Source organism: Embleya scabrispora DSM 41855 (assembly GCF_000372745.1).
Classification (GTDB): domain Bacteria; phylum Actinomycetota; class Actinomycetes; order Streptomycetales; family Streptomycetaceae; genus Embleya; species Embleya scabrispora.
The window spans coordinates 76,859-100,174 of record NZ_KB889686.1 but is presented as its reverse complement, the minus strand read 5'-3'; the positions used below and the strand labels follow the sequence as shown (position 1 = coordinate 100,174).

Genomic DNA, 23,316 nt, shown 5'->3' with positions numbered 1-23,316 from the left:
GGGCCGGTCAAGCCCGCGCCCCGTGGTCGAGGTCCACGCGTGCCCGACACCGGTCGGCGTTCTCGGCCAACCGGTCCCGCCAGCCGTCTCGATCCACCGGGTGCGAGTCGCAAACGGCGAGCGCGTCGGCGTAGAGCCGGGCCGCCAGATCGAGTCGGTCGGCCAACACGGCGATATAGGCGTAGATCTCCTGCGTGGCCACGACGGCGCCGATGTCACCCGCCTGCGAGGCCGCCCTCGCCATGGTCTTGGCGACGATCAGCGCCCGGTCCGGCTCGCCCCGGTCGAGCGCACGCGCGATCACCGCCAGAGCGTGTGCCTGTGCGGACGTCGGCGAGGGCCCGGCCGGCGGCTCGTCGTCGGTCGGCGGACCGGGCAGCGCAGGCGGTTCATCCGCCGGTGGTTCGTGCGCCGGTTCTGCGTAGATCGGTGGTTCGTGCGCCGGATCTGCGTAGACCGGTTGTTCGTGCGCCGGTTCTGCGTAGACCGGTTGTTCGTACGCCGACGGTTCGTACGCCGGCGAGTGCGCCGGGCGGCCCCGGACCTCGCCGGCCCGCGGCGAACCCGCGCGCGGATGATCCGGCCTCGGCGACGCATCGGATCGCCCGCGGCGCAGGCCCCGGCCGCGCCGAGAGGGTTTGGCGGGCACCGGCTCCCCGCCCTGGACGACGTTGCCCTGCGGGTCGACGATCAGCGGGAACGTCGTGCCGTCCGGCTCGACCGCCCGAACACGTACCGCGCGACCGAGACTCCGAGCGGTATCCGTGGCGACCGCCAGCGCCACCTCCCTGGGGTCGCGGCCGGGATCCACCGGGACGGGCCGCCCGTCGATCTCCACGGTTCGGTCCGCGCTCAACGCGATCAGGACGACCGGCCACGCGGGGACGGCGGCGTTGTCACTCACCAGAGCCTCCCGATTCGCTCGGACCGGCGGTCGTCGGCGCCTCGGACCGGATCGCCGAGGGTCGCGGGCACACCGGGTCCGAGCGGGACATCATCATGCTCGGCGTACCGCTGACGAGCGTCGTGACCACGACGCACGAGTTCGGCCCGACCGGCGCGCCGGCCAACACCGCGGTCAACTCGCCGGCGCGCGGCACCTCGGTCTTTTGCACGGTGCCGTCCCGGCTCTGCGCGACGACGAGATACCCGACGATCAGGTCGGTGCGTTGCGGAGGCTTCCAGAAGACCAGCAGTCGCCCCTCGAACGACTTCACCGACACCCCCTGAGGGCGGTACGGCGCGGCCGCGTCCGGTGCCATCACGGTCGCCGGCACCGGGGGCGCGGTGGTGGGCTGCGCCACGGGCTGCTCCTTCCGGCCGGCGAGGACCAGGATGCAGGCCGAGGCGATCACCATCACGACCAGGCCGGCGATCACGAACACGACCCAACGCGGACGACGTTTGGGCGCGGGGAACCAGTCCGGCGACTCGGGAGAGGCTTGGCGGAAGTCCCAGCCGAACTCCTCGGCCGGTTCCGGCTTCGCCGGCGCCTCGACGGCGGAGCGGGCCTCGGGCTCGGTGCCGCCGTCCGGTTCGGCGGCGGCGGCCGGCCACGCCTCGGCGGCGGGCATCGGGTGGTTGTCGGCCTTGGGGTCCATCGCCCGCGACAGCGGTGCGTACGTCGTCTCCGCCTCGCGCGCGAAGTTTCCTTCCTCCGGCGACGAGGGCGTCTCGCGCACGGGTTCCGGCTCGCGCGCCGGAGGCGGATTGCGAGGTGGCGGGGGAGGGGTCGGGGTCGGGATCGACGCGGCGTCGTCCGCCTCGGGCGCGAACTGCTGTGGCTCGCCGCCGATCGCCTCGACGGCGGGCAGGAACTGCGTATGGCCGGAGCCCACTTCCACTGCCGCGACGCCACCCGCGGGAGCGAGTCCCGTCGGTCCCGACCCCGCGTCCGCATCCGCGCCCGCATGTTGTGGCGGTGTCGGCGAGATGTCGCGGACGTATCGCCACCACCTCGGTTCGTGCAACGCGGGTCCGCTGCCCGACCGGTCGTCGCGGGTCGGGTCCGCCGAGTTCGAGGTGCCGCGTCCGTCGATGGTCACGTCTGAGCTCACTCTCGTCCCCTGTCGGGCGATCGGAATACCAGCGCCACCGAACTCGGGCGCATCCTGTGACCGGCCCTGACGTGGGCGCGGGGCCGCCCGTCGAGCCGCCGGACGGCGCCGGCCACGATCGCCCGATCCCGCCACGCGGCATCCGCGTCCGCCTGGTCGATCGTGCGTCCGCCATAGGCGATGTCGTTGACCAGGGCGGCGAGTTCAGGCAGCCGGTCGGCTGCCTCGCTCGGCAGTCGGGACGCCCCGAAATCGGCGACATCGCCGACCGTCAGCGACGCACTCGTGCGCATCCCGGCGCCCACCAGGTCCTCGCTGATCTGTCGCCAGGCACCGATGACCTGCTCGCGCGGCCCTCCCCGGCGGCGCCGCCGCCGGGCCAGGACCGGGCCGAGCCAGGCCGACACCAGGTATCCGACGACAGCCACGCCCGCGCCCGCCGCGGCGAACAACTCCCAGCGGGTCCTCTCCCGGTGCGAGGATCGCGGCGTCTCGGAGTCGGGCGCGGGCCCGGATCGGGATTGACCGGCGATCTGGCGATCCTTCTCCGCTCGCGTGATCGGCTTGGCCGGCGTGCTGTTCGCGGGCGCCTTCTGCTCTGGGGCCTGCTTGTGCGCACCGGTGTCCGTGGCCTGCCCCGGCGTGGGGAAGAACGGCACCCAGCCGACCCCCTCGAACTCGACCTCCGGCCACGCGAGTACGTCACCGCTGCGCACCTCGCGGACCCCGTTCGCGCCTTCGCGTCCGGCCGAGAAGCCGACGACCACTCGGGTGGGCAGATTGAGCGTGCGCGCCATCACCGCGAAGGCGGTGGCGAATTGCTCCGACGTGCCTTCCTTGGAGGTCTCCAGGAAGAACTGGAGGTTGCGGTACGAGTGTCCGGGGACCGCCGAGATGTCGTAGCGGTGGTTGGCGCGCAGCCACTGGGCCAGGCGCAGTGCCTGCTGATACGGAAACGTACTGCCCGAGGTGGCCAGGACGGCCTTCGCCCGCAGCGCCTCCAGGGCCGGAATCGGTCGTCCCACCGCATCACTCTCGGGCAGGACCGTGTTCGCCGGATCGTGTGCCGCCGGCAGGTACTGCAGGCGGTCCGGATCCAGCGCGGGAATGCGCGCGTCGATCCGATACCGCGTACCCGAGCGCAGGCCCGAACCACTCGCGATCACACCACTGGCCGGATCGACCCGCAGCCGCAGATCCGGTGCGTCCACGCCGGTGGGGCGATCGCTCGCGGGCAGCCAGATGTCGCCCAGGTCGCGCAGGGTCACGTGATCGACCACCGAGGTCAGGACGGCCGGCCGGCCGTCGGGCGAGTCCGGCACCCGGCCGGCGGTGGCCCGTAGATCCCGCACCGGATACCAACTCGACCCGTCGTAGCGGTCGAGCACCGTCAGACGCCAGTGGCGGTCGGGCGCACTGGGACCGGCCACGCTGAACATCGGCTGGTCGGGGGACATCAGCCACGCGGAGATGCGATCCAGCGGACTGATGCCGGTCAACCGCTGCGGAGGCGGCTGCTCGACCAGATCCCGCAGATCGGGAGGACGCCGGTCGCGCGTGCCGGGCAGATCGGGACCGAGCAGGCCGGCAACGCACGCCAGCGCGACCACGATCGGCGCGCCGACCAGCGCCGTGCCCATCGGAGGTCGCCGTTGGGGTGCCCGGATCAGCAGCAGCAATCCGATGGCGCCGATCATGGCGAGCATCACCGTGACATTGGAACCGGGCCCTTGGACGCCCAGCACGACGGGGACCACGACGGCGAGCAGCGCGGGCAGGGCGGGCAGCGACACGGTGGCGGTGCGCAGTGCGAGTTCGGCGGACGCGAAGGCCGCGACCCACACGCATACCGACACCAGGACGAGCAGTTCCCCGTCGGGGGGAGCGGGCAGCACGGTGGTCAGGATCGACTTGGGCGCGTTGATGACGGCCGCGCCGATGTCACGCACACCGTCGGGGGTGGGCACCACGTACCCCACCGCGCGATCGCGGAAGAGCGTCCCGGACACGACGAGCAGCCAAGCCAGCGCGGACAGGATCACCGAGGGCCACAACGGCCTGGTCGCGCGCGCTCGTTCCGCGTCCACCACGAAGCGCTTCGGGCCACCGGAGCAGGCGGCCACCACGAGGGTGGGCACGATCGCGGACAGAGCGGTGACGAGCAGCACCTCGCGTGCTTCGAACACCCGCCGGAACGCGAGGCCCACGCACAGTGCGGCCAAGGTGGTGGCGACCAACGACCACCCGCGACGGTGAATGCCGGGGCCGCTCATCGCACCGCCTCGCGGTGCCACGCACGGGCCAACTCCTCCAGGTCGGTGACCAGCAGCCTGGTCACCTGTGTGGGCAAGGGCAGGGCGGGCGGCGGCGGGCCACCGGGTGCGGCGACCCGAACCAGGATCACCCGGTCGAAGCGGCGCGTGACCCGTCCCAGCGCCTCCAGCGCGGAGGCCGACTCGACGCCGGTGACCACCACGAGCGTGTCACTGTCGCGACCTCGCTCCAGGATGTCGAACGTGTCCCGCAACGAGTGCGACGCGTCGGCCTCGACCACCGCGAAGAGATCGAGCAGCCGGCCCGAACCGGGTTCGCGATCAAGGGCGTTCGTCAGTGGCCCGGCGCCGGTGAACACGCGCAGCGGGAAGTTCTTCCCGGCCACGGCGGCGGCCACCGACGCGGCCACCTCGACCGCCGTCTCGAACGTCTCGGTCGCCGTCGACCACGGCGGCCTGCCGGTGTACGAGCCGGGCGCGGTGTCCAGCACGATCGTAGTCGCGGGCAGGCTCACGTCGATCATCCGCCGGACCATCATCACCCCGGTACGCGCGGTGGAACGCCAATGCACGCGCCGCAGATCGTCGCCGAGGGTGTACTCGCGCAGCGAGTGAAAGGTCAGCGTCCCGTCCTCGGCCGTGTCCGAAGTGGGCCCTTCCAGATGGTGGGTGCGGCCGGCGGGCAGCACCGGCAGCGGGACGGTGCGCGGGCGGACCAACAGGGTCTCGACCGAGCCGTGTTCGCGCGTCCGCCGACTCAGGCCGAACGGGTCGCTGCGCACCAACGACATGGGACCGACCGCGACCGGCCCGCGGACGTGGGTGGGCAACGGGTAGCGGGCGCTGACCTCCGCCCCCGGGGGCACCACCGGCAGGGTGGCCGGATACACCGCCTCCCCGGCGACGTGGTCCTGTGCGCGCAGGCCGCGCAGGGGCCGGGTCCCGGTGTTGACGAGCACCACGACCGCGTGCGCGGCATCACCACGCGCGACCTTGACGGGCACGACCGTACGCCGGGCCCGGACCGAGGGACGTGGCGCCGTCCAGGCCAGGGCGAGCGCCACGGCGGCGAGCGCGGCGACCCCCAGTACCCGGGCCTCGCCGTATCCCAGCCCCCAGCCCACTCCACACAGGGCCGCACCCACCGCGAGCATTCCGCGACCGCCGGTGGAGAGCATCAAGCGTGGCCCTTCGTGGCGGTCGGCTGCGGAACCGGCACCCGATCCAGGATCTCGTCGAGCACGTCGGCGGCCGTGACACCGCCGAGTTCGGCGTCCGGGGCCAAGAGCAGACGGTGCGTCAGAATCGGTCGGGCCAGCGCCTTGACGTCCTCGGGCAGAATGTGGCCGCGCTCGTGCGAGGCCGCGCGTACCCGCGCCGCCCGGACCAGGGCGACGCTGCCGCGCGGGCCGGCGCCCAGTCTGGTGTGCGCGTTCTCTCGCGTGGCGCGGGCAAGGCGCACGGCGTAGTCGACGACCGGCTCGGCGGCGCTCACGTGATGGCGGGCCACCTGGACGAACTCCTCGATGTGCCGCGCCGTGGCGATCACCGGAAGACTCTCGATGGTCGCCCCACCGCCCGCGCCCGAGGCGACCGCGATCTCGGAGGCGAGGTCGGGATAGCCGACGGTGACGCGCATCAGGAAGCGGTCCAACTGTGCCTCGGGCAACGGGTAGGTCCCGGACATGTCCACCGGGTTCTGCGTCGCGATGACGATGAACGGGCGCGGGACCTCGTGGGTGATCCCGTCGACGGTGATCCGGCCCTCCTCCATCACTTCGAGCATCGCCGACTGGGTCTTGGGCGAGGCACGGTTGATCTCGTCGCCGATCACCACGTGGGCGAAGACCGGACCGGGAAGGAATTCGAAGGTGTTCGTCGTCTGGCGGAACATCGACACACCGGTGATGTCGGACGGCAGCAGGTCCGGGGTGAACTGGATGCGATGCCACGACGCGTCGATGGAGGCGGAAATCGCCCGGGCGAGGGTGGTCTTTCCGGTGCCGGGCACGTCCTCGACGAGCAGGTGGCCCTCGGCGAACAGGGCGGTCAGCGCGAGGTCCACGACGTCGCGCTTGCCGACGACGACCCGTTCGATGTTGTCCCCGAGCGCGCGGAAGCACTCTCGGAACAGCCGCAAGGCGTCGCCGGCGTGGAACCGGGGGGCCTCGGCCGGCGGGTTGCCGTTCACCGAGGTGGCGAGCTGCTGGGTCACGGTGCTCCAGACGGGTGGAACGGCGGGTGGCGGGAGGATGAGGCCCGCCACCCGCGAGTGAACACACGATGGGTGAAGCCGAAGGACTACTCGCACTCCCACAGCGGAGGCGAGAAGGTTCCCTTGTCGGTCTGGGGGGTTCGGATGTACAGGTCGCTGACGTAACCCGTGGCGTCCTTGCCCGGTCCGGTGTAGACGACCCGGTCCCAGATGGCGCTGTGCACGTTGGTGGCGGTGCGAGTCACGTTCTCGCCCTTCACCTGGCACTGCACGGTGATGTTGCCGGTGTAGTTGGCGCCGATCTCACCCCTGCGGGTGGCGGCATCGATCCGCGGACCGGCGTGGATGCCGATGCCGATCGAGTTGCTGCGGTTGGGGCCGACCTTGTACGTGCGCGGCGGCGGGGTCAGGTTGATCGTCGTGGTGGCGGAGCCACTGCCGGCGGCGTTCTTCGCGGTGATGGTGACCGGATACTTGTTGCTGTTCTTGAGGTCCTTGACGACATACGTGGTCGTGGAGACCGTCACCGGAGCCCGGGTGCCGACCTTGACCTGATAGGTCGTCTTGGGGTCGGTGCCCTTGGGCACGGTCCACTTCAGCGTCGCGCCGTGGCCCCCGGTTGCCAGGGTGACCGAGACGCCGGCCGGCTGCGGCGGCTTGACGCACGGTTGGATGGGCTGGGACCAACCCGAGTTCATCGTCTTTCGGCCGGCGTATTCGGCGCTGACGTAGAACTTGTACTCCTTGCCGCACTCACCGCCGGAGACGGTGAACTTCATGGTGCCACCGGGACCGATCGAATCGGGGGTGACGGAGAGTCCGGCCGTCACATTGCCCAGCGTGTATCGGGTGGGCTTGGCGCCGTCCGAGGGCGTGAAGGTCAGGGTGATTTTGCCCTGGCTCGACGTGGCCTTGGGCGTGCCCGGGGCCTTCATCTCGGGCGGGGTGGTGGACGGCGGTGTGGACGGCGTAGTGGTGACGGGGGGTTTGCCGGAGTCGGTCGGGGCGGAGGTGCCGGTCGGCCCGCTCGTGGCCGGCGCGGTCCCGGTCGCCGACGCGGTGGGCGTACCGGCCCCCGGCGCGGTCGGCCGCGAGGACGGCGGCTTGGGCACCTCGATCGGATCGTTCGGCGCGGTGTCCGTGGGCAGCGGCACGGGTGCCTGCGGGTTGCCGGTCGCCGACGGCCGGGGGACGGGCTTCGGCGCGTCGTCACCCGGGAGCGGCGGGACCGGATCGTCATCCGGCACGTCCTGCGGGGGCGCCTCGCCGCCGCCCGGCAACTGCTGGTCCTCGGAAGGCGGTTGCGTGGGTGGAGCAGTGGTCGGTGGGGCAGTGGTCGGACCGGTTCCCGGTGCCTTGCTCGGGGTCGGGGTCGACTGGTCGCCCGGCACCCCGTCCGCACCCGGTTCGCCGTCCTTGCCGATCCGGTGGATGCGACCCTGCACGTCGACGACGGCCGCCTCCGCATTGTTCTGGTCGTTGACCCAGAGGAGGCCGTTGTTGACGTACGCCTCCAGCTTCCCCTTGACGCCGGTGACCTTGATCGGCTCCTCGAATTTGGCTTGGACCGTGTTGTACACGAGCAGCGCGCCCGTGTCGTGGTCCGGCACGTAGACCTTCGCGCCCAGCACCGACGGGCTTCCGTAGGTGTGCTTCCCGGTCTGGATCGGAGTCGCCTGGACGGAGCCGCTGTTGATGTCCACGAGGATCAACGAACCGGTGTCCGAGGCGAGGAAGGGCACGATCGCCCCCTCGTTGACACCCGGCACCAGGAATTTGTCCGGTGCGCCCTTGGTCGCGTCCGTCGGCAGCTTGAAGGTGCTCGCGACGGCGGTCTGGGACAGCGTCATGGCCTTGCCCGCGCTCACGTCGGTGACCAGCACCCGGTCCGCGCCCGACTTCTGCCCGCCTTCGTTCGACGGAGGCGCGGCCTTGACCAGAGTCAACAACAGTTGATGTCCGGGCTCGGCGACCTTGATCGGCGCTCCCCGGTCGGAGCCACGCACCGGCACCACCTCGCCGGTGGCCGACAGGGGCACCCACAGGGTGCCGTCGGCGTCCGCCTGGGTCTTGCCCAGCTGGATCGGTGCCCCTTGGGCGTCCTGGAACACGATCGGCGGGCCGATCGTGGCGAACGAGCCGAGCGCGTTGGCCGCGTCGGTGGTGGGTCGCGGGTCGATGCGCTGCACCTCCCCCTTGCCGGGGGTGATGCGCCAGGCGTTCCCGCCGCCGGTGGCGATGTCCTGGTTGGGAGTTCCGTCCGGTGAGCTCTGGGCCACGGTGAGTTGACGGGGGTCGATCTGGTTGAGCTGCCCGGTTCGCTGATTGAGGACCAGGACGGTCTTGCCGTCCGTACTCACCTGCAAGGTGGTGGGGTCCTGGCCGCCCGGCAGAGTGATTCGGGCATCCACGCGCCCGGTCAGGCCATTGACGTGGACGACCATGTTCTTTCCGCCGCTGGGCAGCCACGCGCCGACGTCCGAGAGGTCGGAGTCGGCCCCCGCCGCGCCGATGCCGACGACCACCGAGGCGGCGACGACGGAGACGGCCGCGCCGATCGCGATGATCGCGGTCGGACGGTTACGGTCCAGGCGCAGTCGGGACAGGCCGGGTATGCGGGACAGCCGGCTTTCGCGCGGCGTGCCGGAGCGCCGCTGGGGATCGGGTTCCTTGGCCGACGACGGGGTCGGCGAGTCGGGCGCAGAGCGCTGGGACATGGGGCTTCTCCCTGGAACACGGACCGGTCCACGATCCTTGGGTAGCGAGTACGCGGCCGAAGTCGGCCGGCGTGAGCGTCGACGCGTTCTTCGGATGTTGCGAAAGACGTGCAGGCCGGTTCCCGAGGGGACCGGCCGCCGGTGCGGTGGGTGGGAAAGGGTTCACCTCGATGGCGCGGCGCTCGTGGGCGAACCCGGTGCGGCCGGATACATCGCGATCGCCGTCGACGCGGTGGGGTCCTCCTCGCTTTGGACGGACAGCGTGAACAACCCCGCGCCCGAAGCGGTGAGCCGGTCCGGAATCGCGGTTCCGGCGGGAAGCGGATCGATGCCGCCCGCGGCAACGCGCACGAGCGCCGGCTCCTTGGCGGGCGTCGCCTCTTCGCCCTCCCGGGGGACCCGGCCGTCGGCGAGCAACGAGCCGAAGGCGATGCCGTCGTCACCCACCGCGCCCAGCTCGACGCCACGATGGTCGTGGTCGCCGGCCAGGCAGGTCAGGGTGCGTGCGGACAGATCGAGCGCCAGCGAACCCGCCACGACGTAGCGCCCACCGGGAGCGGCGTCGAAGAGCGAACGCAGCCCCTGCGGGTCGAAGTCCCCACCGCCGGGGGCGGAACAGCGTCCGGAGAACAGGACCGCACCCGACGCGGGATCGTGCACGGCGTACAGCGTGGGTTGGCCGTCCGGGCCGGCCCAGGCGACGAGCATCGCCCCCGGCAGGGTGCCCAACAGCGTGCCGCGGGTACGTCCGTCGGGACCGATCCGGGAACTGCTCCAACCGCCGACGAGCGCGAATCGGCCCCAGGGGCGGGCCGGTGTCTCGGCGGTCAGCACCCCGGCCCCGATGGTGGAGACGGGCACGTCCCGCACCGTGCAACCGTCGACGGCGTCCTCCTCGCACACCTGCGAACGCCGGCGCTCTCCCGCCGGCACGGTGCTGCTCGCACCGGTCGTCGGATTCCACAACGTCGCCGGTCCGACCTCGATGTAGTCCTCCGCGGGGTTTTCCACCCGATCACCCAGGAAGAGCACTCCGCCGTCGTCGATCGAGATGCCCGAGCCGCCGAATTCGCCGGGGGTCTCGCGCTCCAGATGTTGCGTCGGCGGCACGGTGTTGCCCGAGGAGGCGACCGGGAACGTGTCCACCACGGTGAGCCGCCGAGAGCGGACGAGGCCGCTTCCGGGAACCACGCCGAAGCGCACCAGGACCGCGAACTCGCCCTGGTCGGTGTTGATCACCCGCAACTGCGGAGCCCGTTCGATCGACAACTTCCGCAGCGGGGTGGACGACCAGACCACGGTGCCCTTGTCCGCGCCGCGGGCGATCAGGACGGTTCCGTTCGGCTTCTGCTTCGCGGCCGTGGGGTCCGCCGTGGACACCGGGGCCGGCGCGTTCTCGGCGCTGCCGGGCGCGCCGCTCGCCGAGGACTCCGGCTGTGCCCCGAACTCGTCGCTTCCGGCGTACACATCGAGCAGGAAGCCCGCGCGCGGCGCGAGCGCATAGGCGCGGTTGGTCACGTCGTTGCGCCAACCCCGCTTGCCGTCGAAGGTCGGCGGGACCGACAGCGCGGAGGCGGCCACCGGCGGTGCCGCCAGGGGATTGCGTTCCCCGGCCGACGGTTGCCCACCGCCCATCGCCGTGCAGCCGGTTGCCACGCCGAGGGTCACAAGCATCGAGGCGAGCGTCGACAGCGCCCGGCGGCGTCTCAGGAAACGCCGAGAGGCCAAGGTGTACTCCTGCGCTGTGCTTGATGTCCGAGATCGGCGCCGGGGCGCCGTCGAATTCCCTGCCGACGCTAGGCGGTCGATTTCGGGCCGACAACCTTCGCGGCCCTCGACTGGGCAAGCCGATACCGACGTCGCGCCACGGCTGTGCACGGGCGCACCGTGCTGGGGCATCCCACTCGGTTTCAGTCGGCGGCCCGGACCGAGGACACCCGCCACGGCTGAGCGGCCGAAGCACGCTCCAACGAGACGAACACGGTGGTGGTCAGGGCCGGTCCGCGCCAGCCGTCCCGGCCCGTGGGCGTGACGGTCAGGGTGAACGCGTGGAAGGCCGAGGTCTCCGTGTCCTCCGGCTTGCCCAGGTCGTCGGCGGACGCGGCGGCCACGGCGGTGACGGATTTGTGCTCGGCCCAGGTCGACCAGGTTTCTCCCGGCGCGGCGACCTGCGGACTCAGCCGCAGACTTTCCGCGTACCGCGGCGTCAGGAACGGCGCGGCGCGTTGAGCGGCGTCCCACCGGGTCGCGTCGATGGTGGTGTCCACCGTCCACATCGTCTGCGCCACGGCTCGGGCGACGGCGGTCGCGTCGCGCCCGTCGACCTGGCCCGGCGCCGGAAGCGAGGCGGCGGGGGTACCCGTTCGTCCGACCAGCGCCGGCAACGGGGAGGTGGCGACGGAGGGTTGCGGGTAGGTCGGAATCGCCTCGGCCGTCGTGACGGGCCCTCGGGTGGGGGCCGGCTGCCCCGAGGGTCGAGCGCTTTCCCGGCCATTGCCGTCGCCCAGGCCGCATCCGGCGAGTGTGGCGGCGATCGTCAGCGACGCGAGCACCGCGAGGGGTCCGCGCATCTCAGGCCTGAGCGGTCGTGGCGACGGCATAGCGCTGGACCGTCCACACGTCCTGTGCTCCGCGCACGAGGAATCGGGAGAAGGGGTCCTCTCTGATGATCGTGCCGGTCTTGAGCGCATTGATGGTCATCCCGTTCCCGACATACAAGGCGGTGTGGTGGGTGGCTCCGGTGCCGATACGGCCGCCCGAAGTGGTGAAGAAGATGACGTCTCCGGGCTGCATCTTGGCCTCCTCGGCTTTGCTCGGCGGGCCGACCGAGGAAAGGATCCGTTGGCCCACGCCGGCCTGTTCGCCGGCGGTGCGCGGAAGCTTCAACGCCCCGCCGGAGGCTTGGTGGAAGAGATAGCGCACGAAGCCGGAGCAGTCGAAGCCCACGATTCCGGCCCCCTGGGCGAAGCCCTCGCTCGGTCCGGTGAAGCTCCCACCGCCCCAGGAGTACGGATACTTGCCGATCGATGCTTTGGCGAGGTTGACGGCGCGTCCACCGAGTGTCTTGTTGTCGCCCGAGTAGACGGCGCTCACGATCTGCGGCGCCGAATACTTGCTCATGATGTTCTTGATCCCGGGGACGTAACCCTCGGTCTCGTCCCACGGCGGAATACCCCGGTAGTAGCAGACCGCACCGGGACCCGCGTTGTACGACGCGAGCATCAGGTCGAAGACCTCGCCGCGCATCTCACCGGCCTTCGGCCCGGGCTTGGTGTAGACCTTCCCGTGCATCACCATCGTGCATGTGCCGTACTTGCCTGCCTGCATCTTCCGGACCTCGCCGGCGAGATGGCAGTCGTAGCGCTCCTGAGCCATGATGTTGGCTCTCGGATCGGTTTGTGCGGCTCCTCCGCCCCACGTCGCCCACGTCCCGGGCATGAACTGACTCAGACCGACCGCGCCCGCCGGGCTCACGATGGACGGCCGCCAGCCGCTCTCCTGATCGATCTGCGCGGCGACGACCGTGGGGGTCACCTCGGGGCACACGTTTCCGGTCTCCGCCACGAACGACCTGAATTGAGGGGGAACGGCGTTCGCGTTGAATGCGGCGTTGGCCAGTGGATTCCTCAGCAGGTTGAGCGGATTGGTGGCGGCTATGAGAGCCGTCATCACGATGACGAAGACCAGGAACCCACCGGAAGGAAGGATCAGCAGCAGCCCGAGCTTCTTCTTCTTTTTCTGCATCGCCTTTCCCCGCCCCTGTGCATCGACGTGACCGTCCGATCGACCCGCCTATCGCCCGGTCGCCACTCCCTTGGCCACCTTGGCGGCAATATCCAAGCCCGGCAGGAAATCACCGAGCTGCACCTGGGCGCCGACCACGTCGAGCGTTTGCTCCGCCCTTTGCATCGTCTCCCCGATGAGGTTGTAGAACGCTTCCGCGATGCCCTCGACACCGGTTTCGTCGGCCATGACCGCCGCCTCTCCTCGAGAATCAGAAACCCATGTTCTTGTTCAGAACCTTGTCCTTGGGATAACCGGTGGGCCGGTCCCGCGCGGCGGCGTGCTCGGCTTCGTTCGCCCGCATGTTCTCGAAGATCGATTCCTCGACCCGGAATCCGGGGTGGTCCAGCAGCCCGGGCGGAACGGGCGTCAGCGGCAGGGGCCCCAACGGGCTGCTCGCATGACCGTCCCTGGGGTCGCACACCGCGAACGGCCCGACATCGGGATCCATGAGGGCGCGCAGGTGCGGATCGGCATGGTGGGTCCACCAGATCGAAACGCCCAGGGCCGGGTCCCGGCGCAGGTATTCGAAGGCCCGCCACAGGCTGGTCAATCGGGCGACGGCTTCCGGGTGCGCCCACCAACTCGGACACCACACGGCCAACGACCGGTTGAGCCGGCGCCGCAACAACGGTGCCAGATACTCGGTGACGAACACGTCCACCGACGGAAAGAACAGCTTCTCGGGCTCCGGCTCGGTCTCGAGTGCCGGCTCGCCCGCAGCGCCTTGGTGGGCCGGCGGTTCGTCATCGCGAGGATCGCTCATGAGACCTTCTTGAGTGTCATCGGCGCCTGGGCGCTCGGGTCGAAGGCGGCGATCGACTGCCGAATCTCCTCGGCGTACTCGGTCTCCCACCAGGGAATCGTGCGGATCAGCGCCGGTTTCGTCCCGCTGAATTGCACGAAGGCACGACCGCGCGGCATCGACGTCAGGTCCGCCACGTCGAGCACGGCCTCGGAGCGCGACGCCTTGTTCACGTTGCTCTCGAAGAAGTCGGTCGACTTGCGGGTGTAACTGGTGGTGCCCGGCTCGAAGATGCCGGAGGCGGCCGAGAGGTCGCCGAGGAATTTGGTGTCCAGGACACCGCCTCCGTAGACACGCACGTTGGCCGCGCCCCACAGCTTCGCCATTCCTCCGTCGCCCCAAGCCGCGGCTCCCTGGGCCCAGGACTGGAGCATGGTCATCATCACGATGCCGCGTGAACCGAAGTGCGAGTACTTGTCCGGCAGTGCCTTCCACGGGCAGACGTTCGCCGCCTCGTCCAGCACGAAGAGCATCGGGATCGGCAACCGGCCGCCCGGACAGTCTCGTCCGGTGTTCTCGGCCTCCTCGGCGATCGCCGCGGTGAAGGCCGTCACCAGGGGCGCGGCCATCTTGTTCGTCTCTTCGGACAGCATGTAGAGCGTGTCGCCACCGCGGACGAATGCCTTGTAGTCGAAGGCCGGACGGTTCGGCTCGTTCCCCGGTTCGATCCACGCGGTCACGGTCGGCGCGACGAGGAAGGAGACGATCTGGGCGGCCGTGCCGTAGACACCGGCCCGTTGCCGATCCGGCGCGGTGATCACCGAGTCCACCGCGTCCGCCGAGGGGATGTGGCCGTGCTCGCGCAGAATGCGCTCGGGGGTGTCGTCGGTGGGGCGGGTGAGCCAGGTGAAGATCTGTGAGATGGGCTTCCCGCTGATGGACGCGGCCAGCAACAGATGCGCGATCAGGTCTTCCGCCGCCGGCTCGAAGTACGCGTCGCTGCGCGAGTGGGCGGGTCGGTTGATGGACGAGAACCGGCCCGCCATCTTGACCGCCAGCGTGATGCTGCTGCCCACGTAGGACAGCGGATCCCAGTACCACGTGGGTTTGGCGCCGGCCTGGTTCTGCGGGTCGAACACCCACACCTTGCCGCGCCGGGCCCGCGAGCCGCGTGTCGCGTCGACGATGTCGCGCTTGTTCGAGGTGACGACCACCGCACCGGGCGCCGCGACGATGTTGGGAATCGCCCTCGATGTCGTCTTCCCGGTACGCGGCCCCCAGATGTCGACGTGCATGTCCTCCCACGAGCCCCACACGTCGACGCCGTGGCGCACGGTCTTGCCGATGTAGAGTCCGGGCACTTCGGTCGGATCAAGACCGAACTCGTCCGCCTTCGCCCGCACGCCCTTGGTGGTGGAGGCACGGAGATCGCGGGGCTTGGCCAGGTAGGGAATCGCCCGATCGATGTCGAGCAGGCCACGTTGGTGGACGATCACGAGGTAGGTCGCGCCGCCGGCCGCCGCGGCCATGACCACGCACAGCGCGACGGCGATGACGGTGGCGCCGGTCCCCGGCCAGGTGTACTTGTCCAGCACCAGGCCGAGCAGGATGACGGGAGGAGGCGGTGGTTTGAGGTCCGTCTCGGCGCGGGTGGCCATGGCGCCGACCCACATCGCCCCGGTGACGGCCATGAGCACGCCCACGACGGCGAGGATCATGTACATGTCGCCGTACGGATTGGGGCCGCGCTTTTTGTTGGTGGCACTCACGGGGAGAACCTCCTTTCTGGCATTCGTGGGGCCTGCCGGGGCGGGAACATCCCTAGATGAGGACGAACTGGGTGATGCTGGATGCGCTGCCGACGATCAGGGTTCCGATGAACACATAGACCACCCCGTGCGCCATTTCCCCGCCGCTGCGGCGTGCGCCGACGAATTGGAAGAGACACCAGAACGCGCTGAAGAAGCAGCCCACCAGGCAGGCCCAGGCCACCCAGCCGGCCCCCTCCATGAGCGGGTCCATGACCTCGGGCGGGCCCGAGTAGTCCTGGGTGTTGTACGAGTTCTTGTCACCGCGGGGTGGTGATTTGATTCCGTTCTGAAACCATGAGTTGTCGCTCAGGCACTTGCTCTGCTGTTCGGGTTCCAGGTAATCGGCGCCCGATTCGTTCTTCAGCATGCACGGGTGGGTGGACAGGTCCTGGAACTTGGACTTGCGGATGTCCGGGCATCCGGTTTTGTATTTATCGGGGAGGGCATCGCACGGATTGTCCCGGATATTGCCCGGATCCACGTGCCCGGCGGTCTTGTTCTTGTCGTTGAGCAGCCAGTCCTTCAGTTGTTTGCGAACATTGTATTTACAGAAATTCGTCAGGTCCGGAACGCCGTCCCGATTGACATACGAAGGACTACTGGGGCCTCCGTCGCAACCGCTTACGTCGTTGGAATATTCGCGCGCTGCCTTTCCCGGACAATAGACCTTGAAGACGACGCCCTGGAGATCGCGAGGCACCTGGAGGCAATTGGCCGGTGGATAATCCGATTCGTCCGCTCCCGCAGGAGTTCCGCCCGTCAGGAGAATGAGGATCGCGGCTGCGACGACCAGCAGAATCCGACCCGGGACTGCGCTCGCCCGCGTTCGACCGAAGCCGGTATCTCGCCTCGTCATGTCACGTCGTCCATTTGCGGTTCGTGTCGTTGATGCGCAGCTCGGACGGTGTGAGCTCGACCTGCACGGGAATGCCGGGACGCCCGCCCACCTTGACCATGAACTTCCCACGCCCGGGAGGCGCCGAGTCGGTGCCCATTTCGCTGTCCCAGGAGGGGGGAGTGGACCAGTCGGTGATGATCTGCTGCTCGGACTCCGTCATGCTCACGACCTCGGTCAACTGCGGCATCTCCGCGGCCGGCAGACCGCCGCAGATGACCATGCCGGCGCGCTCGACGAAGCCCTTGGCCTTCATCCGGTCCTCTTCGGCGGGCAGCGCCAACAGGTCCGACATGGTGTGCGTGATCATCGCCATGCCGACGCCGCGTTGGCGGTTGAGTCGGGTCAATGCGTCGACCCGGTCCACCAGCCCACGTCCGGCGCGCAGGACACGCCACAGCTCGTCCAGGATCACGAAGTAGTGCCGCTGCGGCTCCAGTCCGGCGTCGGCCAGGGCCTGGGCCACCGAGATGGCGCCGAACCCGTAGCTCCAGCAGGCCAGCAGGGCCGCGGCCTGAAGTTGGCCCTCGGAGTCGTCGATGCTGCTGACGTCGAAACACACCGGGCGGTCGTGGTGCATGGCCTCGGTGGTGGGGTGCGCGAAGAGTTCGCCCAGCCGCCCGCCGCCGAGCAGACCGACCAGGGACGCCTCCAGGCCCTCGGTGATGTCCCGGTAGCGGGCGAGATCACCGCGATCGAGTGCCACCGCACGGACCGGGTCGGGCGCGTCCCGCAACAGCCGCACCAGATCCGCCATGACCGGAACGCCGTCGTGTCGGTCGTGCAGGACCGTCAACGCGGCGTTGAGGATGCTTTCCTCGCGGTCCGTCGGCGGCTGCCCGCGCAGGACGGTGACCAGCGAGGCCACCGCGTTCAACCGCCTGCCGTGCGCCTCCGCCAGCAGGGCCTGCCGGGCCTTGAGCGGGAGCCGTGCGGCCGCCTCGGTCACCTCTCCGGGGTCGAGCACGTTGAGATAGCCGCGCCCGCGCCCCAGCGTGATGACCTGACCGTCGAGGGCTTCGATCAGATCCACGTAGTCGGGCTTGAGGTCACCGAAGACGACCGGATTGACGCCGTACCCGGCGAGCCCCAGAGCCTGCCTGCGCACGATCGTGGACTTGCCCAATCCCGGCTTGCCGAGCACGAATTCACTGGGGTTCAGCAACAGATTGGCACGCGTGAACCAACTGATCGGGTCGCAGCACACCGTGGCGCCACCGGCCAGGGACCGGCCCAGCGGTACGCCGACGCCGGGTGTGCCCGAGCCCGCGCCGAACGGCCAGAGGCCGCAGACCTGCACCGTCGTGCCCCGCCATTCCGGCGGGGTCTCGACGTACGCGGGTGCGCCCTGACCCCAGCCGCGAAAACCCCTGGGCCCCGGCCGTCGAATCTGCGGCCGAGGTTGCTTGCCGGCGCTGTCGCCGGACTGCTTCGACTTGCGTCCCCAACGTTTGCGCGCCTTGTCGGGCGCGGGCGATGCGGCGAAGGACGCCGATGCGTCGAAGGCGGTGCTGTGATCGACCGAAGTGTTGTTCGTCAACGGGCTCGACTCCCTTGTCCGAAGCGCGTGTTCCGGGGACCCGACGGGTTACGCCGCTTCACGCAGAGCCTGTGGGAGCTTGAGGTGGTTGGGCAGGACCAGCCCCAACGGGAGCGCCGCCGCGAACGCGGAGGCCTGTGAGCCGTAGACGCGCCGCACGAGGATCCGGGACGAGGCGGTGAGGTTGTCCACCGCGGACGCCGCGAGTTTGATGTCGGCGGCGTCGTTGACGGTGGCGGTGATCAGCATGGCGAACCGCACGAGTCCCGCGCCGGTCGCCTCTTCGCGGGCGGCCTGCTCGGCGGCCTGGACCGCGATCGAGTCGCGGGCATTGGCGACCTTGGACTGCTTCGCCTTGAACATGGCGTCCTTGCGGTCGCGTTCCACCAGTCGAGCCGACGTCGCGGGATCGTGCGGCCTGTACAACAGGGTCACCCGCTTGCGCATGATGTCCGGGTGCGGAGACACCAGGCGAGTCAGGACACTCGAATAGACCTCGCCGCGAGGAGCCTCCGACATCGCCCACGTGACCGAGAAGGCACTGTCGTGCCGGTAGTGGCCCCACGATTCCTCGGTGGCCGTCGGGCCGGCGTCGTCCCAACGCAGATCGCTCGTACGCTCGGAACGGGCCTGATCGATGAAGGTGGCCACGCTCGGGTCGTAGGCGACCCGGACCAGTTCGGTCAACTCCCGACCCGTCATCGGCCGGGCCGGGCCGGCCCCGGTCATCTGCAGGCTGCTGCACAGTCCGGGGAGCCGCATGCCCAGATCGACCGCCATCTCCTCGGCGTTGCGACGTGCCCGCGCTCCTCGCGCGGCCCCCGAGTAGGTGAGTGCCACCCGCGTCGACATCTGTGCCGATCCCTGCCCGTAGGCCTCGCTCACTTCCTCCAGCACCTGCTTGGCGAGCGAAGGCGCCCCGGCGACCACGTTGCCGTCGATTTCGCCGCGCAACCGCTCGCCCGTGTCGGGCGCGGCCTCGATCGTGACCGAGGCCGCCACGAGACCGGGCTCGTGGCCGATCTGGGACAGCCACAGGCCCCAGTAGGCGACCCACGTGTCCACCTGGTCGGGGTCGACGAGGGAGGCGCCGTCGGCGCTGCAGGTGAGGACGACGGTGTGGTGATTTGTCGCGGGAATGGTGACGAGGGCGAACGGTCGGCCGTACGCGTCGTGCGCCTCGAAGAGCTTGGAGGCGGCGGCGAGGCCGGGCAGCTTGCAGGTGCCGAGCAGGAGCCGACCGAGCGGGCCCGATCGGTACAGATGGGCTCCCTGGGCCTTGCCCGCGCTCCAGGAGACCCGGGCGGCGGCCCATTGGAAGCCGTTGCGACCGTGCTTGTCGCGCATGACCATCGGCAGCAGGGCGAGGGCGATGAGCACGCCCACGACGAGGGCGGCGACGAACGAGATCATCATCACCAGGATGACCAGCAGCAGACCACCGATGCCGGCCACGGTGCCGATGAAGCCGAGGCGGCCCAGCCCGGGCGAGATCGGCTTCTGCCAGTTTCCATATGTGCGAACGTCGTGGCTGGTGACGTTACTCATCAGTTGTTGCCCCCTTGGTTCCGGTGTCGCACCAGGTTCGATGCGGCTCCGACGCTCCTCGCGCCGACTGTCAGGACGGCGCCCGCCGCACCGATGTTCGCCGCGTTGGATCCGGCCGCCGGGCCGGTCATGGCGAAGACGACCCGGACGGTCGCGGGACCGACCAAGGTGACCAGCGCGAGCACGAACAAGCCGCGGAACTGATCGCTGTAGTCCAGACCCTGATATCCCGGCGGTGCCCAGAGTCGGGCGCCGGCGACAAAGATGATCATCGATGCGGGCTTCACGAAGATGAACGCGACCAGATACGAGATGTGCCGCTGGAACAGACTTCTGCCGGCCGCGGTCGAGGTGGCCGCGGCGGTCAGTGGGAGTGTCCCGGTCAGCACGATCACGAAGAACAAGCGGGCCGTCATGTAGAAGTACTGGACCATGTTGGACGAGATGATGATCAACGCGGCCAGGAGGAAGAGCACGATGGAATCGAACCCCTCCAGACTCTGCGCGAATCTGTCCGCGGCCTCCTGGAGTGCGCGGTCCGTGTTGGCCGCGCCGTTGGTCTCCGGACTGAGTCCGCGGACGACGATCCAGTCGGTGAATCCCTGACAGGCCCGGACGGCGACATTGACCAGGAAGATCGCACTGCCGGTGACCAGGACGAGAGTGATCGTTCCCTTGATGACATCCTTCACCGAGCTCGCGTCGCGCGTGTATGCGAGCTTGAAGCCGGCGAATATGACGCAGGCCAGTGCGAGGAAGTAGGTGAACGGGTTCGTGTGCCGGGTGAGGAAGTCGGTGGTGTTCCTGCTGCACGGATACGGTTTCGTGCGGTCCGTGTACTTGCCGGTGCCGTCGTCGCAGTCCGTCTTGTCGGTTTCGCTGATCAAGGGATCCGGCGCCTTGATCCACCACAACAACGTCGTGCGCACCGCGCTCTTGCTCTGGTCGCGAATGAACGTGATGGGTTCGTTCAGGAACTTGCTGTCCTCACCCTTCGCGTTTTGCGCGACCACATTGTTGTCGGGGCAGACCGAGGTCTTCGAGGTGGTGTCGCACGACGGCAGGTCGCCGGGAGCCGGTTTGGCGTAGTCGGACCAGGACAGGTGGTTCTGGATGCACAACGGGCGCGATTGGGGCGGTGCCATTGTGCACGGGTGCTGCTTCTTCTCCAGCATTTCCCGGACCTCGACGCACTTGACGTCACGCTTCTCGTTGGCCCCGCCGTGCTTTCCGTCCATCAGGACACACGGGCTCTGGGCCTTCTGAGCGCCGTCCAGCATGAAGGATCGGTTCTGGGGCTCCTCCAGCGTGTTGGGCTCGTTGCCGAGACCTCCGGCCGCCTCCAATGCCTTACCGGTGAGGTTGAGTTCGTTCTTGCGCCATTTATCCAGATCTTCCTTGGCCTTCGCCGTGTCGCCGCCGATGAGCTGGAAACCGTTCCACGAGCCGGTTTCGTCCTTTGCGGAGGAATCTTCACCCGGGCAGTAGAAGGTCCACTTCGATCCCGCGGCATTGTCCGGAAACCAGACGCAAGATTTGTCATATTTATCCACGGCCATGCTGGGGTGACCGCTTTGCAGGACGAGGAAGGACAGCACGAAGCCGAGGAGCACGGCTGCCCGCGCCGTGATCAAGAAGGCCCTGCGACCGGTCGGGCGGTGGGCGGCCCGAGGCCGCGTGACCCGCCATGTTTTCCGCTCCACGTTTTAAGAGCCCCCCCAGGGAATGAACCCCTCCAGCGAGATCAGGTTTCTTCCTATCGGCGCATCGGCGCCGTCCGGCTGGAGCTCCAACTTCCAGTCGCCGTGCGTCCAGACGACCGTGTGCACGAACGCCTGCAACTTGCCGTCCGGCGTGCGGCGCGCGATTTCCAGCGAAGCGGATTGGAAGCTGTAGGTGACGAACTTGAAACCGGCGATCTGCGACATGCTCCCGGGCTCCGGTGGTCGCGGGGCGCCGCGGGTCAACTCCCGTTCGATGCGCGGAAGCGAATAGGCGTCCGCACTCGGCCCGGGCAGAACCTGCTCGGCGACCACTCGGAGCCAGTTCTCCGCCAGGGCGTACCGGGTGGTGATCTGCGCGGTCGCCAACAGGGCGCCGGTGGGGGTCTGTTGGTAGCAGCGGGCCACGTCGCCCTGGGTGACCATGGGCCCGGCCGTCGAAGAGGCCGGCAGCAGTACCGTGCGGAACGACTGCCAGGCGACATCCCGAGGGGGTTGCGTCGGGCGGGTCACATCCGTCACCGGCGTGAAGGGACACTCGTTCGCATCGGCGGACACGGAGTCCGGGATGGGAGCCAGAGTCACCGGGGCGACGTTGGGCGCCGCGGAAGGCGGGGCGGATCGGGTCTTTCCGTCGTTGCCCGCCACGGCGAGATAGACGGCACTGAGGACGACGAACAGGATGACAAGCGCGGATGCGATGAAGCCGGGCTGTGTGAAACGGCTGCCTTCATCGTCGTATCCGCTCGATGCCGACTGTTCCTTTCTCAACCAGGCCATGCGCTCTACTCCGGATGAGGCCGCGAATCACGGTCAAAATGGGACGGGTTCGCGGGTCAGGTCACCCAGTTGAAGATGGTGGCCAGGCTGCCGGAAACAATCACCGTGAGCATGGCCATGCCGAGTCCGACGAAGGACGCCTGCCCGCCGTCCTTGTGCGCCTTCCAAATCATGCCCGTGCATACCAGGGCGACCAGGAACGAGAAGGCGAGGATTCCGTAGGACACCACGCCGGCAACCTTCGCGATGCCGTCGGTGAGACTGGAGTCCGGCGTGAAAGTCTTGGGCTTCGGCATGGACGGCCCGGGGGGCGGTGGTGACGGAGATTTATTGTCTCCCCACGCCTGTATTCCGTTGATCGCAGCGAACACAGTAGATATCACCAGGAGCCTCGGTTTCTCGCAACAACGTGGCTTAGATCTCCGGCCAGCCGGGTCAGCGGTTTCGGAAGTTCGGCGATCGGAGGGGTTTCGCCGAATCTCCACGGTTCGATCCATGGGACGGCCCAGGTGCGGGGAAAGGCCCCGGCCACCAGCTTCACCAGATCGCGCAACGGTTTGGGCAGCGTGCCGGGCGCGTCGGCGACCGCCACCAGGCCCAGCAACCGGACCTGCGGCACGCCTCCCGAGGCCCACTGCCGAGCGGCCGTCTGCGCCGCCCGCAGACCCGGGACGTTGGTGCGGGCGACGAGCAGGACGCTCGTCGACGTGCCGTCACCGGGGACCGGCCAGTGCCGATCCGCGTCCCGACCGTCGGGGAACGTGGCGCTCAACATGCCGACGCCGGCACCCCCATGACAGCCCAGCCACCACCACGGCGCCTGTTCGTTCGGGTGAAGGTGTCGAATCGGTAGACCACCGTCGTGCGGAGGCAGCACCGCTCCGAGCCGGGGCCGAGTCGGCAGCATGGTGGCCGACGGTGCCGGCTGCGGGTCCAAGACTTCGGGCACTTCGGTGACGGTGGCGGTAATCCACGGATTGGTTACCGTCGGTTTGCTCATCGCACCTCCAGCCTCAACTCTTGGATCGGCTATTTATCGCATGTGAATTCATGCGACTCGAACGTGCCCGCCTTCCGGACGGTCGCACGCAGGTGTACGCCACTGCACCTTGGATGGGTGATATCTCGATCGCGCCGATCATTCGCCCTGGTTCGGCTCCGGAGACCGGTCCGGTCGCATCGGATTCCTGCGGCAAGAGTACAAGAGCACGAGCGGCCGACGATTCGATTT

19 protein-coding genes are annotated in these 23,316 nt (G+C 69.1%); all 19 read right to left on the bottom strand.

Translation table 11 applies throughout. The annotated features are described in order from the left end of the window. Positions 1-7: 7 nt before the first annotated feature. The 19 genes from A3IC_RS0132405 to A3IC_RS0132320 all read right to left on the bottom strand — a co-directional run bounded on the left by A3IC_RS0132405 (position 8) and on the right by A3IC_RS0132320 (position 23,085). The gene (locus A3IC_RS0132405; protein ID WP_026219001.1) at positions 8-904 is read right to left on the bottom strand and encodes a hypothetical protein; all 897 of its coding nucleotides are present in this window, start codon (positions 902-904) and stop codon (positions 8-10) included. Beyond that, positions 897-2,057: a hypothetical protein gene (locus tag A3IC_RS0132400; protein WP_158696184.1), complete on the bottom strand. Its 1,161-nt coding sequence runs from the start codon at positions 2,055-2,057 to the stop codon at positions 897-899. Before A3IC_RS0132400 ends, A3IC_RS0132405 begins: the two co-directional genes overlap by 8 nt. Then, positions 2,054-4,330, bottom strand: coding sequence for a transglutaminase TgpA family protein (locus A3IC_RS57760; protein ID WP_158696183.1), 2,277 nt, complete (start codon positions 4,328-4,330; stop codon positions 2,054-2,056). The genes A3IC_RS0132400 and A3IC_RS57760 overlap by 4 nt, the downstream gene beginning before the upstream one ends. Further along, complete coding sequence (locus tag A3IC_RS57755; protein WP_020554238.1) at positions 4,327-5,508, bottom strand: DUF58 domain-containing protein; 1,182 nt, start codon at positions 5,506-5,508, stop codon at positions 4,327-4,329. Before A3IC_RS57755 ends, A3IC_RS57760 begins: the two co-directional genes overlap by 4 nt. Continuing rightward, the gene (locus A3IC_RS0132385; RefSeq protein WP_245599739.1) at positions 5,508-6,545 is read right to left on the bottom strand and encodes an AAA family ATPase; all 1,038 of its coding nucleotides are present in this window, start codon (positions 6,543-6,545) and stop codon (positions 5,508-5,510) included. Before A3IC_RS0132385 ends, A3IC_RS57755 begins: the two co-directional genes overlap by 1 nt. 86 nt (positions 6,546-6,631) lie before the next feature. Next, positions 6,632-9,262 (bottom strand): fibronectin type III domain-containing protein, encoded by a 2,631-nt coding sequence (locus A3IC_RS0132380; RefSeq protein ID WP_020554236.1) that lies wholly within the window; start codon positions 9,260-9,262, stop codon positions 6,632-6,634. Between the two features lie 162 nt (positions 9,263-9,424). After that, positions 9,425-10,936, bottom strand: coding sequence for a hypothetical protein (locus A3IC_RS62925; RefSeq protein ID WP_158696182.1), 1,512 nt, complete (start codon positions 10,934-10,936; stop codon positions 9,425-9,427). A gap of 236 nt (positions 10,937-11,172) precedes the next feature. Beyond that, entirely contained in the window at positions 11,173-11,832 is a 660-nt protein-coding gene (locus A3IC_RS62920) for a hypothetical protein (RefSeq protein WP_020554234.1), read from the bottom strand. 1 nt (position 11,833) lies between these two features. Continuing rightward, positions 11,834-13,006 carry an NlpC/P60 family protein gene (locus A3IC_RS57745; RefSeq protein ID WP_020554233.1) on the bottom strand — a complete coding sequence of 391 codons (1,173 nt, stop codon included), beginning with the start codon at positions 13,004-13,006 and terminating at the stop codon, positions 11,834-11,836. A gap of 48 nt (positions 13,007-13,054) precedes the next feature. After that, the gene (locus A3IC_RS0132365; RefSeq protein ID WP_020554232.1) at positions 13,055-13,234 is read right to left on the bottom strand and encodes a hypothetical protein; all 180 of its coding nucleotides are present in this window, start codon (positions 13,232-13,234) and stop codon (positions 13,055-13,057) included. A 22-nt stretch (positions 13,235-13,256) separates the two neighbouring features. Then, complete coding sequence (locus A3IC_RS63925) at positions 13,257-13,811, bottom strand: DUF4913 domain-containing protein (protein WP_020554231.1); 555 nt, start codon at positions 13,809-13,811, stop codon at positions 13,257-13,259. Further along, the gene (locus A3IC_RS0132355; protein WP_020554230.1) at positions 13,808-15,559 is read right to left on the bottom strand and encodes a type IV secretory system conjugative DNA transfer family protein; all 1,752 of its coding nucleotides are present in this window, start codon (positions 15,557-15,559) and stop codon (positions 13,808-13,810) included. Before A3IC_RS0132355 ends, A3IC_RS63925 begins: the two co-directional genes overlap by 4 nt. 52 nt (positions 15,560-15,611) lie before the next feature. Then, positions 15,612-16,457 carry a hypothetical protein gene (locus A3IC_RS69045; RefSeq protein ID WP_158696181.1) on the bottom strand — a complete coding sequence of 282 codons (846 nt, stop codon included), beginning with the start codon at positions 16,455-16,457 and terminating at the stop codon, positions 15,612-15,614. 1 nt (position 16,458) lies between these two features. Next, positions 16,459-18,036: a P-loop NTPase family protein gene (locus A3IC_RS0132345; RefSeq protein WP_020554228.1), complete on the bottom strand. Its 1,578-nt coding sequence runs from the start codon at positions 18,034-18,036 to the stop codon at positions 16,459-16,461. A gap of 48 nt (positions 18,037-18,084) precedes the next feature. Next, positions 18,085-19,584, bottom strand: coding sequence for an SCO6880 family protein (locus tag A3IC_RS0132340; protein WP_020554227.1), 1,500 nt, complete (start codon positions 19,582-19,584; stop codon positions 18,085-18,087). Further along, on the bottom strand, positions 19,584-21,218 hold the full coding sequence (locus A3IC_RS0132335; protein ID WP_158696180.1) for a hypothetical protein: 1,635 nt from the start codon (positions 21,216-21,218) through the stop codon (positions 19,584-19,586). The genes A3IC_RS0132340 and A3IC_RS0132335 overlap by 1 nt, the downstream gene beginning before the upstream one ends. 72 nt (positions 21,219-21,290) lie before the next feature. Beyond that, positions 21,291-22,085 carry a DUF8175 domain-containg protein gene (locus A3IC_RS0132330; RefSeq protein WP_020554225.1) on the bottom strand — a complete coding sequence of 265 codons (795 nt, stop codon included), beginning with the start codon at positions 22,083-22,085 and terminating at the stop codon, positions 21,291-21,293. Positions 22,086-22,141: 56 nt separating this feature from the next. Continuing rightward, positions 22,142-22,381, bottom strand: a complete 240-nt coding sequence (locus A3IC_RS0132325) for a hypothetical protein (RefSeq protein WP_020554224.1) — start codon at positions 22,379-22,381, stop codon at positions 22,142-22,144. Positions 22,382-22,464: 83 nt separating this feature from the next. Continuing rightward, positions 22,465-23,085 (bottom strand): DUF6668 family protein, encoded by a 621-nt coding sequence (locus A3IC_RS0132320; protein WP_020554223.1) that lies wholly within the window; start codon positions 23,083-23,085, stop codon positions 22,465-22,467. Positions 23,086-23,316: the final 231 nt, after the last annotated feature.